Annotated in this window: 12 protein-coding genes; 6 read left to right on the plus strand and 6 right to left on the minus strand. The window is 68.9% G+C overall.

Annotated features, from left to right (window positions below):
* The first annotated feature begins 44 nt into the window (after positions 1 to 44).
* From purN to THIARS_RS07995, 3 genes are all read left to right on the plus strand, one after another.
* Positions 45 to 686, plus strand: a complete 642-nt coding sequence (purN, locus tag THIARS_RS07985) for a phosphoribosylglycinamide formyltransferase (RefSeq protein WP_094160144.1) — start codon at positions 45 to 47, stop codon at positions 684 to 686.
* Positions 683 to 2,011 (plus strand): RsmB/NOP family class I SAM-dependent RNA methyltransferase, encoded by a 1,329-nt coding sequence (locus THIARS_RS07990; protein WP_094160145.1) that lies wholly within the window; start codon positions 683 to 685, stop codon positions 2,009 to 2,011. Before purN ends, THIARS_RS07990 begins: the two co-directional genes overlap by 4 nt.
* A 104-nt stretch (positions 2,012 to 2,115) precedes the next feature.
* Positions 2,116 to 3,330, plus strand: a complete 1,215-nt coding sequence (locus tag THIARS_RS07995) for a DesA family fatty acid desaturase (RefSeq protein ID WP_094160146.1) — start codon at positions 2,116 to 2,118, stop codon at positions 3,328 to 3,330.
* A gap of 139 nt (positions 3,331 to 3,469) precedes the next feature.
* Here THIARS_RS07995 and bamC read toward each other — a convergent pair whose 3' ends face one another.
* The 3 genes from bamC to THIARS_RS08010 are packed head-to-tail and all read right to left on the minus strand — an operon-like array spanning position 3,470 to position 6,149.
* Entirely contained in the window at positions 3,470 to 4,630 is a 1,161-nt protein-coding gene (gene bamC, locus THIARS_RS08000; protein WP_094160147.1) for an outer membrane protein assembly factor BamC, read from the minus strand.
* A gap of 10 nt (positions 4,631 to 4,640) precedes the next feature.
* Entirely contained in the window at positions 4,641 to 5,534 is an 894-nt protein-coding gene (gene dapA, locus THIARS_RS08005) for a 4-hydroxy-tetrahydrodipicolinate synthase (protein WP_094160702.1), read from the minus strand.
* Between the two features lie 18 nt (positions 5,535 to 5,552).
* On the minus strand, positions 5,553 to 6,149 hold the full coding sequence (locus THIARS_RS08010) for a class I SAM-dependent methyltransferase (RefSeq protein WP_094160148.1): 597 nt from the start codon (positions 6,147 to 6,149) through the stop codon (positions 5,553 to 5,555).
* 326 nt (positions 6,150 to 6,475) lie between these two features.
* On the opposite strand from THIARS_RS08010, the gene THIARS_RS08015 reads away from it, so the two are divergent.
* The gene (locus THIARS_RS08015; protein WP_094160149.1) at positions 6,476 to 8,449 is read left to right on the plus strand and encodes a DNA topoisomerase IV subunit B; all 1,974 of its coding nucleotides are present in this window, start codon (positions 6,476 to 6,478) and stop codon (positions 8,447 to 8,449) included.
* Positions 8,450 to 8,518: 69 nt separating this feature from the next.
* Entirely contained in the window at positions 8,519 to 10,909 is a 2,391-nt protein-coding gene (gene parC, locus THIARS_RS08020) for a DNA topoisomerase IV subunit A (RefSeq protein WP_094160150.1), read from the plus strand.
* Positions 10,910 to 10,952: 43 nt separating this feature from the next.
* Here the strand turns inward: parC and THIARS_RS08025 are convergent, their stop codons facing one another.
* The 3 genes from THIARS_RS08025 to THIARS_RS08035 form a co-directional block, all read right to left on the minus strand.
* A complete protein-coding gene (locus tag THIARS_RS08025) occupies positions 10,953 to 11,408 on the minus strand; it encodes a RidA family protein (protein ID WP_094160151.1) in 456 nt (151 codons plus the stop codon).
* Positions 11,409 to 11,474: 66 nt separating this feature from the next.
* Positions 11,475 to 12,101, minus strand: a complete 627-nt coding sequence (locus THIARS_RS08030) for a DUF2238 domain-containing protein (protein ID WP_094160152.1) — start codon at positions 12,099 to 12,101, stop codon at positions 11,475 to 11,477.
* A gap of 48 nt (positions 12,102 to 12,149) precedes the next feature.
* A complete protein-coding gene (locus tag THIARS_RS08035) occupies positions 12,150 to 13,103 on the minus strand; it encodes an NAD-dependent epimerase/dehydratase family protein (protein WP_094160153.1) in 954 nt (317 codons plus the stop codon).
* Positions 13,104 to 13,261: 158 nt separating this feature from the next.
* Between THIARS_RS08035 and THIARS_RS08040 the strand changes: the two genes are divergently transcribed.
* On the plus strand, positions 13,262 to 15,907 hold the full coding sequence (locus THIARS_RS08040; protein WP_186436597.1) for a cation-translocating P-type ATPase: 2,646 nt from the start codon (positions 13,262 to 13,264) through the stop codon (positions 15,905 to 15,907).
* The last annotated feature ends 119 nt before the right edge of the window (positions 15,908 to 16,026 follow it).

The raw sequence follows: 16,026 nt of genomic DNA on the forward strand, positions 1-16,026 counted from the left end.
TTTGATCTGCCGCGCGGGCATCGCCGGCGATTACACTGCCGGCCATGCAAACCCAAGGTTCTGAGAACAAGATCGTCATCCTGATTTCGGGCCAGGGCTCGAATATGCAGGCCATCGTGCATGCCTGCGAGCGCGAGCATTGGCCGGCGCGCGTCGCCGCGGTGGTGAGCAACCGGCCCGATGCGGCGGGGCTCGCCTACGCCGCGGGCCACGGCATCGCCACCGCGGTGGTCGACCATACCGCCTATTCCTGCCGCGAGGACTTCGACGCGGCGCTGGCGGCCCGCATCGATCAATACAGTCCCGGCGCCATCGTCCTCGCCGGTTTCATGCGCGTGCTCACGCCCGCCTTTGTGCAACGCTATGCCGGGCGCCTGATCAATATCCATCCCTCGCTGCTGCCTGCTTTTCCGGGGCTGCGCACGCACCAGCGCGCGCTCGACGCCGGCGTGAAATGGCATGGCGCCACGGCGCATCTGGTGACGAACGATCTCGATCACGGTCCCATCGTCGCCCAGGCCGTGGTGCCGGTGCACGATGACGACACCGAGGCCATGCTCGCCGAGCGCGTGCTGGAGCAGGAGCATCGCATCTATCCGGCCGCCGTGCGCGCCCTGGTCGAGGGGCGCCTGCAAGTGCGTGGCTTGCGTGTGTTCGTGCGGCCCATGCAGGAGGTGTCGGCATGAAGCCGCGCGCCTTGGTCACGACGGCGCGCGAGCTGTTGCGCCAGGTCCTGCGCTTCGAACTGCCCGCCGATGTCGTCGTTTCGCGCTATTTCCGCGCTCACCCTCAACTCGGTCAGCGTGATCGGCACATCCTGGCCGAGAGCATTTATCAGGTCGTGCGCCATCTGCGCCTGTACCGCCATCTGGCCGAAACCGCCGGCGGCGCGCTGGACCTGCATCTGCTGGCCCTGGGCTGGCAGGCCGACGCGCAGCAATTGCGCGAGGCATTTCCTGCGGAATTGCTGGACTGGCGCGAAAAGGTGTTGGCTTCGGACTTGTCGGGTCTGCCGGTCGGACTGCGCTACAGCTTGCCCGATTGGATGGCGCAGGCGCTGCAATCCCGCGGCGATCTCGGTGGCGGTGAGTTCGAGGCGCTGGCGGCAAGCCTGCTGCAATCCGCGCCGCTGGATTTGCGCGTGAATCTGCTCAAGACCACGCGCGACGCCGCGCGTGCCGAGTTGCTGGGCTTGGGCATCGAGGCCCAGCCCATGCAATATTCGCCGTGGGGTTTGCGTGTCGAGGGCAAGCCGGCGCTGAACCGATCCGAAGCGTTCATCGACGGCGCCATCGAGGTGCAGGACGAGGGCAGCCAACTGCTCGCCCTGCTGCTCGAACCCAGGCGCGGCGAGATGGTGGCCGACTTCTGCGCCGGCGCTGGCGGCAAGACGCTGGCGCTCGGCGCGATGATGCGCAACACCGGGCGCCTCTACGCCTTCGACGTGGCCGAGCACCGCCTGAGCAAGCTGCGCCCCCGGCTGGCGCGCAGCGGCTTGTCCAACGTCTATCCGGTCGTCATCAGCCATGAGCGTGACGATCGCGTGCAGCGCCTGGCCGGCAAGCTCGACCGCGTTCTGGTGGATGCCCCCTGTACCGGCACCGGCACGCTGCGCCGCAATCCCGACCTGAAGTGGCGACTGGGTGAGGCCGACGTGCCCAAGCTGGCGGCGCAGCAAGCGTCCATCCTGAAGGCTGCGGCTGGCCTGCTCAAACCCGGCGGGCGGCTGGTGTACGCCACCTGCAGCATGTTTCCTGCGGAGAACCGGCAGGTGGTCGAGCAGTTCCTGCGCGAGCGGCCGGATTTTGCCTTGCAAAGCGCGGGCGAGATTCTGGCTCACCAGCAAATCACGATCGCCCAGGGGTCCGACGGCCACATGCTGGAGCTGTTTCCCCACCGGCACAACACGGACGGGTTTTTTGCCGCCGTGATGCAAAGGTCCGCCGAAGCGCGTGCCGCGCGTCCAAGCGCCGCAATGCCTTCGAAAAAGTCGGATATCGGGGCTCCTTAAAATGGGCTTGGTACTTTGGCGAGTCTTGCAACCCTGCAGACCACACAAGCGATGCTCGTGACCCCCCTGGGTTGGCGTTTTGAGTTGGACGGATTGAAAAAAACATGTTGGATGGTTTCCTGAGCTGGGCTGGGCATGGCTTGCTGCATGCCGGGGCCTGGCGGATCGTGCTTTACACCCTGGTGACGACCCATATCACCATCGTTGCCGTGACAGTGTTCTTGCACCGCTCCCAAGCCCACCGCAGCCTCGATTTGCATCCGGCGGTGATGCATTTTTTCCGGTTCTGGCTCTGGCTCACCACGGGCATGGTGACCAAGGAATGGGTGGCCATCCACCGCAAGCACCATGCCAAGTGCGAAACCGTGGACGATCCGCACAGCCCCGTGACCAAGGGCATCTCCAACGTGCTGCTGCGCGGCTCCGAGCTGTACCGTGCCGAGTCGAAAAACCAGGAAACCCTGGCCAAGTTCGGCCACGGCACGCCGGACGACTGGCTGGAGCGCCATGTGTATTCGCGCCTGGCCTGGCAGGGCGTGGGGCTGGTGCTCATCGCCGACGTGCTGATGTTCGGCGCGATCGGCGCCACGGTGTGGGCGGTGCAGATGTTGTGGATCCCGGTCTGGGCGGCGGGGGTCATCAACGGCCTGGGCCACTGGTGGGGCTACCGCAACTACGCCAGTCGAGACACCAGTCACAACGTTCTTCCCTGGGGCCTGATCATCGGCGGCGAGGAATTGCACAACAACCACCACACCTATCCAACTTCGGCCAAGCTGTCGCTCAAGTGGTGGGAGTTCGACATCGGCTGGGCCTATATCCGCCTGCTGTCCTGGGTCGGCTTGGCCAAGCCCCGCAAGCTTCCGCCCAAGGCCAGGATCGGCGCGGTGCGCCCGAACGTGGACTTGGCCCTGCTGCAGACCGTGATTGCCAACCGCTACGACCTCATGGCCCGCTATGCGCGTGAACTCAAGCGCGCCCTGCATGCCGAATTGCAGCGCACGGAGGCGAGCGCCAGGGCGCAAAGCGCGGCGCGCAGCGGTCAGCGCGCGGTGTTGCGCGCCGCGCGCCACCTGATCGCGCGTGAACGCGAAACCCTGGATGCGAGGTCGCGTGCCGTGGTGGATGCCGCGGCGCAGACCAGTCCCGCCATCGACAAACTGCTGCGCATGCGCGAAGACCTCAAGGCCGTCTGGGAGCAGTCGTCGGCTTCGGCCGAGCAGCTGCGCCAGCATCTGCAGGACTGGTGTCACCGCGCGGAGCAGAGCGGCATCGCGGCCTTGCAGGGACTCTCGCTGCGTTTACGCAGCTACGCCTGAATCCCGGGGGCGACGTCGCGGTTCCGGGCCTGCGCAAGCCCTGCGCGCCAGGTTTGCGAGCGGGAGGGCCAAACCGGTCTTGCACGCCATCGACAAAAAAGCCGCTGCGAAGCGGCTTTTTTGTCGGCGAAGCTGGAGATCACTGCAGTTGCTGCTGCAGCACCTTGAGGATGTTCTGAGCCGACTGCGCGCTGTCGGCGCCGGCGTTGATGGCCTGCACGCTGACCTGCGACACGGTGCCGGCGGGCTGCACCAGGATGCGGAAGTGTTCGGGCTTGACTTGCGTCTTGCCACCGCCGAACAGGCGGCTCAGGAAGCCGCCCTGGTTCTCCTCGGCCTTCATCGCCGCGACGGGGTTGACGTAGCGGATATCGTAGGTGCCGGTGGCGCGGTTGCGGTCGGTCACGGTGAATCCCGCGGTGTTGATCGCCAGGCCGACCCTGCGCCAGGCTTCGTCGAAACCGTCCTGCACCTGCAGGGCGCGGCCGCCGTCGATCAGGCTCACGCGTGGCACGTTCGGCGGCGTGGTCACGTCGGTCACCGCGGCCTTGGCCTGCTGCTCGCTCATGCCGAGATGCACCATGAGTTTGCGCAGGAACACGGTGTCGAGGGTGGGATCGGGGGTGCCGGGCTGCCAGGTGGTCTGGGTCTTGTCCTGATTGGTGTAGACCTCGACCATCGTCTGGTGGGTGATGAAGATCTCGGTGCCCTTGCCGTCCGGCGTGCGCTCGAACACGGTGCGGTAGCGGTCGCGCTCCCCGGTGTCGTAGAGGCTGTCGAACACCTTGCCCAGGTATTTGCGAATGAAGTCCTGCGGCAGCTTGGCGCGGTTCTCGGCCCAGTCGGTTTCCATTTCGCCGGTGGCCGCATCGGCCTTGGTGAGGTAGAAGCCGTTTTGCTGCCAGAACTCCTTGACCTTGTCCCACAGCTTGGCGGGAGGCGCGTCGATGACCAGCCAGCGCTGGCCGCCGGCTTGCTCGATATGCATGCCGGGGTACTGGGGCAGCACGGCGTCGTTGGTGGGCTCGGCCGTCTGCACGGTGGCCGACTTCTGATAGGCCAGGGCGCTGACCGGTCCGGTCTTGGCGTTGTCCGGCATGGTGTAGCGCTGCTCGCGCGTGATTTGCGTGAGGTCGGGCGGAATGTCGAGCGACGGCGCCGCCTTGGCGCTTTCATAGTCGACGCTCTTGCCACTGACCACGGTGCTCATCGACGAGCAGCCGCCCAGCGCGGCCACGGCCAGTGCGAGAGCGGTCAAACGCAGGACGGGAAGTCCGGATAAGGCGGGGATGCGGCGCATGGCTGAATTTTTAGTGGAGAACGGGGATGCCCAGGGCGGACAGCGCGGCACGCAAGGCCTGCTGATGCTCAGCGTTGGACAGCGGCGTGAGCGGCAAACGAATGCCTCCCGCGATCTTGCCCATGGCCTGCAGCGCCCACTTCACGGGAATGGGGTTGGGCTCGGCGAACAGCAGGCGGTTGATGTCCATGAGCTTGAAGTGCAGTTGCGCCGCCTCCTTGGCATGGCCGGCGATGGCCGCCGTGCACAGCGCGTGCATCTGGCGCGGGGCGACGTTGGCGGTGACGCTGACGTTGCCATGCCCGCCGAGCAGCATCAGCGCGACGGCGGTGGGATCGTCGCCCGAGTACACGGCGAAACCCTCGGGCGCGGCGCGCAGGATCTGCGCGGCGCGGTCGATGTTGCCGGAGGCTTCCTTGATGCCGACGATGTTGGGAATTTCGGCCAGACGCAGCACGGTTTCGGCCTGCAGATCGGCCACGGTGCGGCCGGGCACGTTGTACAGCACCATCGGAATGTCCACCGCCTCGGCGATGGCGCGGAAGTGGCGGTACATGCCTTCCTGCGTCGGCTTGTTGTAGTAGGGCACGACCTGCAGCGTGCAATTGGCGCCGACCTCCTTGCAGAAGTGCGACAGCTCGATGGCCTCGGCCGTGGAGTTGGCGCCTGCGCCGGCCATGACGGGCACGCGGCCCTTGGCCTGCTCGACCGCGGCGCGGATGATGTCGCGATGCTCCTGCACATTCACGGTGGGGGATTCGCCCGAGGTGCCGACCACGCCGATGCAGTCGGTTCCTTCGCTGATGTGCCATTCAATGAGGCTGCGCAGGCTGTCGAAATCGACGCTGCCATCCTCAAACATGGGCGTGACCAGGGCCACGATGCTGCCGGTAATGGGATTCATGCCGCGCATTTGTGAAAATCAAAGATTGTACTTGGCAGGGTGGGACCCGGCCCCGGCGGCAGGCGCGGGCGGGTGCTCGCGCACGGCGCAGATGCGCTGCACGAAGGCGGGTTTGGGGGCGGCCACGAAGCCATCCTCGTAGGCCACCACGCGCAGGTGCGGCCGCGCGGCGTCGAGCAGTTCGCCGGGGCGCAGCAGGAAGTCGGGGTTGCTGGGTTTGCCGACGGAGCCATTGCCCAGGGCGAAGGTCTCGTAGATCAGCACCCCGCCTTCGGCCACCGCCTGCACGATGTGCGGCAGCAGCGGGCGCCACAGGTAATTGGTGACGACCACCGCGCCGAAGCGGTTCTCGCCCAGCGGCCAGGCGCCGGCTTCGAGGTCGGCCACGGTGACCTGCGCCATGGCGCGCAGCGGTTCCACCGCCTGCGCGTCGCGGTCCACCGCATGCATGGCGAACCCCCGCGCCGCAAGCGCCCGCACATGGCGCCCGCCGCCGCAGGCCAGGTCCAGCACCCGCGCGCCAGGCTCGATCAGCGGCACGAAACGCATGACCCAGGGCGACGGCGCGAGCAGGGTGTGCGGACCGGACGTTGCGGCAGCGGGGTCGGGTGTCATGGGCGGTGAGATCGGGTGCATCGGGTGTATTCAAGCAGAATCGGGTTGGTGCGGCGCAGTGCGGCCGGCGCGGGCCGGCTTCTAGAATCCTCCGCGCTCGAACACGCTTGGCGTCGCGCTGTCAAGCCTTATTCGCGCTGCCCGGCCGATCTGATTCTGCTGCCGCTTTTTTGAGCAGACCCAGACCGACCCGCATGGAATCTGGATTTCCGGGCCTGCGGCAGGGACTCTATCCCCATTCGGTGGGGATAAGTTTTTCGGCCGACGTTCGGCCATCGCGGTCTTCAGCTTGTCCACAATTCTGCCCATTTATCCACAATACATCCATGGCAACCCGAACCACGACGGCCTACAGCGAATCGTCCATCCGCGTGCTCAAGGGACTGGAGCCCGTGCAGCAGCGCCCGGGCATGTACACGTCGACCTCCAGTCCGCTGCACATCATGCAGGAGGTCATCGACAACAGCGCCGACGAGGCCCTGGCAGGACACGCGCGCCGCATCGCGGTGACCCTGCATGCCGACGGCAGCTTGAGCGTGCAGGACGATGGCCGCGGCATCCCGATCGGCCTGCATCCCGAGGAGGGCGTGCCGGTGGTCGAACTGGTGTTCACACGGCTGCACGCCGGCGGCAAGTTCGACAAGCTCGATGCCGGCGCGGCCTACCGGTTCTCGGGAGGGTTGCATGGCGTGGGCGTGAGCGTGACCAATGCGCTGGCCTCGCGCCTGGAGGTCGAGGTGCACCGTGAAGGCCAGGCCGCGGCCCTCGTGTTCCAGGGAGGCGCCCCGGTGCAGGCGCTGGTGACGCGACCGTTGACGCGCAGCGACTGGAAATGCGGAACCCGGGTGCGGGTGTGGCCCGACGCCAAGTACTTCGACACCGTGCAACTGCCGCAAGCCGAACTGCTGCATCTGCTGCGCAGCAAGGCCGTGCTGCTGCCGGGACTGGAGGTGAGTCTGCTGGTGGAGAAGAGCGGCGAGACGCGCACCTGGCGCTACGACCATGGCCTGCGCGGCTACCTGAATGAGGTGCTGGGCGAGGCGCCAGTGCTGTTCACCTTCGAGGGCGAGGGGCAGGCCAACGGCCAGTCCGAGGGCTTTGCCGTGGGCGAGGGCGCGAGCTGGTGCGTGGCGTTCAGCAGCGAAGGCAGCGTGCTGCGCGAGTCCTACGTCAACCTCATTCCCACCCCCGCGGGCGGCACGCATGAGGCGGGCCTGCGCGACGGCCTGTTCCAGGCGGTGAAGAGCTTCATCGAACTGCACGGCCTGCTGCCCAAGGGCGTGAAGCTGCTGCCGGAGGACGTGTTCGCGCGCGCGTCCTTCGTGCTTTCGGCCAAGGTGCTCGACCCGCAGTTCCAGGGGCAGATGAAGGAGCGGCTCAACAGCCGCGACGCGGTGCGCCTGGTGTCCGGCTTCGTGCGCCCGGCGCTGGAGCTGTGGATGAACCAGCATGTCGAGCAGGGCAAGCAGCTTGCCGAGCTGGTCATCGCGCAGGCGCAAAGCCGCCAGCGCGCGGCGCAGAAGGTGGAAAAGCGCAAGGGCTCGGGCATGGCGGTGCTCCCCGGCAAGCTGACCGATTGCGAAAGCCGCGACACCGCGCGCAACGAGCTGTTCCTGGTCGAGGGCGATTCCGCCGGCGGTTCGGCCAAGATGGGGCGCGACAAGGAATTCCAGGCCGTGCTGCCCTTGCGCGGCAAGGTGCTCAACGCCTGGGAGGTCGAGCGTGACCGGCTGTTCGCCAACCAGGAGATCCACGACATCGCCGTGGCCGTCGGCCTGGACCCGCACAGCCGCGGCGACACCCTGGACTTCGCCGCGCTGCGCTACGGCAAGATCTGCATCCTCAGCGATGCCGACGTGGACGGTTCGCACATCCAGGTGCTGCTGCTGACCTTGTTCTTCCGCCATTTCCCGCAGCTCGTCGAGCGCGGCCATGTGTACGTGGCGCGTCCGCCGCTGTTTCGCGTCGACGCCCCAGCGCGCGGCAAGAAACCGGCGGCCAAGCTATACGCGCTCGACGAAGGCGAGCTGCAGGCCATCCTCGACCGCCTGCGCAAGGACGGCGTGAAGGAGGGCGCCTGGAGCGTGTCGCGCTTCAAGGGCCTGGGCGAGATGAGCGCCGAGCAACTGTGGGAGACCACCCTCAACCCCGACACCCGGCGCCTGCTGCCGGTGCAATTGGGCCAGGTCAGCGAAGCCGTCACGACCGAACTCTTCACCCATCTCATGGGCAAGGGCGAGGCGCAGGCCCGGCGCGACCTGATGGAAGCCTACGGCGACCGCGTGGAGGTGGACGTTTGATCGTCCACGCCGCGTCGCCCACCTCACCGCCACGCTCGACATGCCTGACACCGTTTCCGCACCGCATCCATGACCACGCACACACCCGGCCCCAACGATCCCACGCCTGATTTGTTCACCACCCGACCCGACGCGCCGCCCCCGCCTGCGAACGCGGCCGACGACGACAGCCTGGCGCTGGCCGATTACGCGCGCCAGGCCTATCTCGACTACGCCATTTCGGTGGTCAAGGGGCGCGCCCTGCCGGACGTGTGCGACGGCCTCAAGCCGGTGCAGCGCCGCCTGCTGTACGCCATGGACCGCATGAATCTCGCGGCCGGGGCCAAGCCGGTGAAGTCCGCGCGTGTGGTCGGCGACGTGCTGGGCAAGTACCACCCGCACAGCGACCAGGCCGCCTACGACGCCCTCGTGCGCCTGGCGCAGGACTTCGCGCAGCGCTACCCGCTGATCGACGGCCAGGGCAATTTCGGCTCGCGCGACGGCGACGGCGCCGCGGCCATGCGCTACACCGAGGCGCGCCTGACGCCCATCGCCCGGCTGCTGCTGGACGAGGTGGACATGGGCACGGTGGACTTCGTGCCCAACTACGACGGCTCCACCATCGAGCCGCGCCTGCTGCCAGCGCGCCTGCCCTTCGTGCTGCTCAACGGCGCCAGCGGCATCGCCGTCGGCCTGGCCACCGAGATTCCGGCGCACAACCTGCGCGAGGTGGCGGCGGCCTGCGTGGCCGTGCTGCGCAAGCCGGGCATCGCGCTGGACGAGATTCTCGACCTCATGCCGGGCCCGGACTTCGCCACCGCCGGCCAGCTCATCAGCAGCGCGGCCGACATCCGCGAGGCCTACGCCAGCGGGCGCGGCAGCCTCAAGGTGCGCGCGCGCTGGAGCGTGGAGGAACTGGCGCGCGGCCAGTGGCAGCTGGTGGTCACCGAACTGCCGCCGGGGACCTCGACCCAGCGCGTGCTGCAGGAGATCGAGGAGCTCACCGACCCCAAGCCCAAGGCCGGCAAGAAGGCCGTCAGCGCCGAGCAGCAGCAACTCAAGCAGACCGTGCTCGCGGTGCTCGACGGCGTGCGCGACGAGTCCGGGCGCGACGCCGCGGTGCGCCTGGTGCTCGAGCCCAAGAGTTCGCGCGTGCCGGTGGAGGAGATGGTGTCGGTGCTGCTGTCCACCACCAGCCTGGAGCAGAGCGTGCCGCTCAACCTGGTGGTGGTCGGCGCCGACGGCAAGCCGCGCCAGAAGCCGCTGCTGGACATCCTGCGCGAATGGACCGCGTTCCGCCAGGCCACGGTACGGCGCAGAAGCGCGCACCGCCTGCAGCAGGTGCAGGAGCGCCTGCACATTCTCGAGGGGCGGCGCATCGTGCTGCTCAACATCGACGAGGTCATCCGCATCATCCGCGAAAGCGACGAACCCAAGCCGGCGCTGATCGAGCACTTCGCGCTCAGCGACCGCCAGGCCGAGGACATTCTGGAAATCCGCCTGCGCCAGCTCGCGCGCCTGGAGGCGATCAAGATCGAACAGGAGATCGACAAGCTCACCACGGAGCAGAAGGAACTGCAGACCCTGCTCGGCGACGACAAGGCGCTCACGCGCCGGGTGATCAAGGAGATCGAGCAGGACGCCAAGCAGTTCGGCGACGACCGCCGCACGCTCATCCAGGCCGAAAGCCGCGCCACCCTGGAGGTGCGCGTGCCCGACGAGCCGGTGACGGTCATCGTCTCGCAAAAGGGCTGGCTGCGCACGCAGAAGGGCCACGGTCTGGCCGCCACCAACCTGAGCTTCAAGCCCGGCGACGCGCTCTACGCTACTTTCGAGTGCCGCAGCACGGGCATGTTGTGGGTGCTGGGCAGCGACGGGCGCGCCTACAGCATTCCCATCGCCGGCCTGCCGGGCGGCCGCGGCGACGGCCAGCCGGTGACGAGTTTCATCGAACTGACCTCGGGCACGCTGCCCGCCCATTACTGGGCCGGGCCGGCCGACACGCCGCTGCTGCTGGCGTCGTCGGGCGGCTATGGTTTCATCGCCCCGGCCGAGAGCCTGGGCAGCCGGCAGAAGGGGGGCAAGACTTTCGTCGCGCTGGAGCCCGGCGAAACCCTGCTGGCGCCGCAAGCCCTGCGTGGCGTGGCGGCGGAAGGCGGCGCGACGCCGATGGCCGACCGCATCGCCGTGCTCGGCAGCAGCGGGCGTCTGCTGGTGTTCGGCACCGACGAGCTGCGCGAACTGCCGCGCGGCGGGCGCGGCGTCATGCTCATGGCGCTCGATGCGAAGGAAAGCGTGCGTGCGGTGCAGGCGCTGATGCCGAAGGCCGCCTTGGAACTGACCGGAACCGGACGCGGCGGCGCGGCCAAGACCATGGTTTTCGAGCACCGTGCGCTGCAGGCCTATGCCGGCAAGCGCGCGCGCAGGGGCAAGGACCTGGGCGCGCCGAGCTTCAAGCCCACGGGCTTGCGCGCCGTCTGACGGCCGGCGATCAAGCCGGTTGCCGGCGCGGGGGCGTCGGCGCCTATTCGAGTTCGACGATGAGCTCGATTTCCACCGCCGCGCCCAGCGGAATCTGCGCCACGCCGAAGGCGCTGCGGGCGTGCTGGCCCTTGGCGCCGAACACCTTGCCGAACAGCTCGGAGGCGCCGTTGATCACCAGGTGCTGCTCGGTGAAGGTGGGCAGCGAGTTCACCAGCCCCATGAGCTTGACCACGCGGCGGATGCGGTCGAGGTTGCCGGTGGCGGCGTGCAGCGTGCCCAGTAGGTCGATGGCGACCAGGCGGGCGGCCTCCTGGCCTTGCGCGGTGGTCAGCTCGCGCCCGAGCTGGCCGGCCCAGACCGCGCCGTCCTTCTTGCTGATGTGGCCGGAGAGGAAAACCAGGTTGCCGGTCTGGACGAAGGGCAGATAGGCGGCGGCGGGCGCAGCGACTTGCGGCAGCGTGATGCCGAGTTCCTGCAGGGTGGTGTAGACGGACATGATGGCGATGTGTTCCGGGGAAAGTCGCACAGCATAAAAGCGTTTTGCCGTGCGGGTGGTGCGCCGTTATCCGGCATGTTCCAGGGCGCGGATCTGGCGGTCCTGCCAGCGGGCGAACGCCAGCATGGCCACGGTGGCGCCGATGAGGGCGAAGAACATGTCGGATTGGGTGTCCCAGGGGTCGCCCTGGGTGCCGAGAAAGTCCTGCGCGCCCATGCCCAGCGCCAGCGCCACCCACCACTCGACGAGTTCGTAGAAAGCGCTCACCGCCATCGCGACGCAGACGCCGAGAAAACCCGCCATGCGGGCGTGCGCCCTCGCCACATAGCCGCCACGCAGCAGGATCTCGCGCGCTACCAGCGCCGGCACCAGGCCCTGCATGAAGTGGCCGATCTTGTCGTAGGGATTGCGCCCGAGGTGCAGCAAATCCTGCAGCCAGAAGCCCAGCGGGACCCGCGCGTAGGTGTAGGTGCCGCCGAGGATGAGCACCAGCGCGTGCAGGGCGACGAGCACGTACAGCAGCGGCGTGAGCGGGAAGCGGCGCCAGGTGGCGGCCATGACGGGCAGGGCGATGAGCACCGGCGCCACTTCGAGCAGCCAGGTGGCGCGGTCGTGCGGCGCGACGCCGGAAGCGACGAGCGCGACCAGCACGAGGCCGCCGAGGGCGAGGGGAAGGCGTGGTGAATTCGGCATGGATGGATGTGCTTGCATGTCGGGCGCCTGTTGTGGACTCGACGGGGTTCACGCCCCCGCAGCGTAGTGCCGCCGCGCCCAGGCGACGGTGGCCGCGGCGGCCGGCTCGGCTGGCGTCGGCTGCAGGCCGAAGCGGGCGCGGAAGCGGCTGTCGTCGACGACGAAAGGCGCATCCCACTGGTAGCGCATCTCGATGAGTTCCCGCATCAAGGGCATGAACACGCCGGCGGTCTTGAGCATCCAGATGGGCAATGGGGCGAGCCGGATGTCGCGCCCCAGTTGCTGGGAGCAGCGCTGCGTCAGCGCGCGCAGCGTCGGCGCGGGTTCGCAGGGCAGCATCCAGGGGCGGCCGTAGGCGTCGTCGTCGGCGCAGCCCAGGGCCGCGAGCCCGGCGGCCACGTCCGGGGTGTAGTGGTAGGTGTGCACCGCGTCCGGGTCAATGGGCAGGCGCACCGGCTTGCCCGCCAGCGCGGCGGGCCAGTACCAGTCGCCCATGAAGCTGGCGACCGCCCCAGGGCCGTAGAAATCCGAGGCGCGTCCGCTCGTCGCCAGCACATCGCCCCGCTGGTGCGCGGCGAACAGGGTTTCGGCCACGCGGGCGCGAATCTCGCCCTTGCGGCTGCAGGGTTGCACGGGCGAGTCCTCGTTCAGCGCGCGCCCATTCGGCCGGCCCAGCATATAGACGTTGTCCAGCACCACCAGGCGCGCTTTTATCCGCGCCGCGGCGGCGATCAGGTTGTCCATCAGGCGCGGCAGCGTCGCGGCCCACACCGCCGTGTCGTAAGGCGGGTTCATGCAGTGATAGAGCGTGCGCGCGCCCTCGGCGGCGCGCAGGCAGAAGGCGGGGTCGAGCGCGTCCCCGGCCACGGCCTCGATACCCGGCGCCATGTCCTTGGGCGCGCGCTTGGCCACGCGCACCCGTTTGCCTTCGCGCACGAGTTGTTGCGCCAGGAGGGTCCCCACCTGGCCGGCGCCGAACAGGACGTGGAGGTCTTCTGCCATGGTCGTTTCCCTGTGTGATCCGGGCGCGTCGGCTCATGCGGACAAGGCCGCCGACGCGGCGAAGGGCCATAGTATCGGGCTTATGCGCCCCATCCCGACCCGGTCACGCGGGCGATGCACTGGGTTGCCATCCTCCAATGCCTATGCCGACTTCATCCATGGCGAATGAGAGCGGTCTGCCGCAGGAACCGCATGCGCTGAGCGCCGGCGATGTGGCGCGGCATCTGCGCGTGCAGCCCGACGTGGGCCTGGCCGCCGACGAGATCGATGCGCGCCTGCTGCGCCACGGCCCGAACCGCCTGCCCGAGACGACGCCGCGCAGCTGGCTGCAGCGTGTGCTCGACCCGTTCCGCGATTTCATGATCATGGTGCTGCTGGCCGCCGCCGTGCTGTCGGGCTTCATCGGCGACATCGCGGACACGGTGGCCATCGCCGTGATCGTGCTGCTCAATGCCGTCATCGCCATCGTGCAGGAATGGCGCGCCGATCGCGCGATGCAGGCCTTGCGCCAGCTTGCCGCGCCCCGCGCCAGGGTGCTGCGCGATGGGCGTATGGCGGTGGTCGAAACGTCGCAGCTGGTGCTCGGCGACGTGGTGCTGCTCGAGGCCGGCGACATGATTCCAGCCGATCTGCGGTTGCACCACGTGGCGCAGCTGCGGGTGGACGAATCTGCCCTGACCGGCGAGTCGGTCTCGGCGCAGAAGCACGCCGCGCCGCTGCCGCCGCACGCCCTGCCGCTCGGCGATCAGGCCAATATGGCGTTCAAGGGCACGCTGGTGACCCACGGCCGCGCCACCGGCATCGTCATCGCCACCGGGGCGACGACGCAGCTCGGCCAGATCGCCGCACTGGTGCGGGCGGCCGGTCCGCGCAGCACGCCGCTGCAGCTGCGGCTGGCCGCGTTCGGCAAGCGCCTGTCGTTGGTGGTGCTGGCGATCTGCGCGCTGATCTTCGCCGTCGGCGTGTTGCGCGGCGAACCCTGGCTGCTGATGGCGCTGACGGCCGTCAGCCTCGCGGTGGCCGCGATTCCCGAGGCCCTGCCGGCGGTGGTGACCGTGCTGCTGGCGCTGGGCGCGCGCGCCATGGTGCGGGTGCACGCCCTGGTGCGGCGGCTGCCGGCGGTGGAAACGCTGGGGTCGGTCACCGTCATCTGCTCCGACAAGACCGGCACGCTGACCCTCAACCGCATGCGGGTGAAGGCATGGCGAACCTGGGGCGACCTGCCGGCGCAGCAGCTGTGGCGGGCCGCCGCGCTGTGCAACGACGCCGTGCCGGACACCGCCGCGGCAGCCTGGCGCGGCGACCCGACCGAAACCGCCCTGGTGGAGCAGGCCGGGGCGGAAGGGATCGACGTGGTCGCGTTGCGCGCGCGGCAGCCGAGGGCGGGAGAAATTCCCTTCGATGCCGAGCGCAAGCGCATGACCACGTGGCACGCCGCGGCCGACGACGGCGCGAACGCGCCGCCATGGATCGCCATGACCAAGGGCGCGCCGGAAAGCGTGCTTCCGCGCTGCACGCACGTCCTCACCCGCCGCGGCGCCGAGCCGTTGCACGTGCACGAGGCGCTGGACTTCGCCCGGAGCCTGGCCGCGCAAGGCATGCGGGTGCTGGCGGTGGCGCAGCGCGACTGGCATGAGCAGCCGCGGGCCGAGGCCGACGCGGTCGAGCGCGACATGACCTTGCTGGGCCTCGTCGGCCTGCTCGACCCGCCGCGCCCCGAGGCCAAGCAGGCCGTGGCCGAATGCCTGGCCGCAGGGATCATCCCGGTGATGATCACCGGCGACCACCCCGCCACGGCACTGGCCATTGCGCGTGAACTCGGCATCGCCGCCGAGGGGGCCAAGGCCCTGGGCGGCGCCGAACTCGCGGCGATGGACGCGGCCGCGCTGCGCGACGCGGTGGCGCATGTGCGGGTCTATGCGCGCATGGATCCGGCGCAAAAGATCCGCATCGTGGCCGCGCTGCAGGCCAACGGCGAATTCGTCGCCATGACCGGCGACGGGGTGAACGACGCCCCCGCGCTGCGCGCCGCCGATATCGGCGTGGCCATGGGCGCGGGCGGCACCGACGTGGCGCGCGAGGCCGCCAGCCTGGTGCTGCTGGACGACAACTTCGCCACCATCGTCGCCGCGGTGCGCGAAGGCCGGCGCATTTTCGACAACATCCGCAAGTTCGTTCGCTTCAACATGAGCGGCAACGCCGGAGCCGTGCTGATCCTATTTCTGGCGCCGTTCGTGGGGCTGCCGATCCCGCTGCTGCCGATTCACATCTTGTGGTTCAACATGGTCATCGACGGCCTGCCGGGCCTGGCGCTGGCCACCGAACCCGCCGAGCGCGGCGTGATGCAGCGTCCGCCCCGGCCGCCCGGCGAGAGCGTGTTCGCGCATGGCCTGTGGCAGCACGCGCTGTGGGTGGGGCTGCTGATCGGCGGGCTGTGCCTGGGCGTGCAGGCCTGGGCTGCCGCGGTCGGCAACCCGCACGGCCAGACCATGGTGTTCACCGTGCTCACGCTCGCGCAGATGGCGCATGTGATGGCCATCCGGTCCGAGCGCGAATCCCTGTTCACCCTCGGCCTGCGCAGCAACCTGCCCCTGCTCGGCGCCGTGTCGCTGACCTTGGCGCTGCAGCTGGGCGTCGTCTACCTGCCGCTGCTGCAGCCGGTGTTCCATACCTTGCCGCTCGCGCCCGGCGAACTCGCGGCCTGCCTGGGCTGCGCGTTGCTGGTGTTCGCCGCCGTGGAGGTCGAGAAGGCCTGGCGGCGCCGCGCCGGCCGGGCCATGCACGCGGCCATTGGCGCGGCATGAGCCCATCGCCCGGCCGTCCGCAGATGGGCGAAACCCCGCGCGGCAGGGGCGCGCACGGCGCGGGGATGCCCTCCCCATGAGCGCAAAACGGCATTCACTGCTAGGATGCGCGCTGCTGC

This window comes from Thiomonas delicata (assembly GCF_900088825.1).
In the GTDB taxonomy this organism is placed as follows: domain Bacteria; phylum Pseudomonadota; class Gammaproteobacteria; order Burkholderiales; family Burkholderiaceae_C; genus Thiomonas_A; species Thiomonas_A delicata.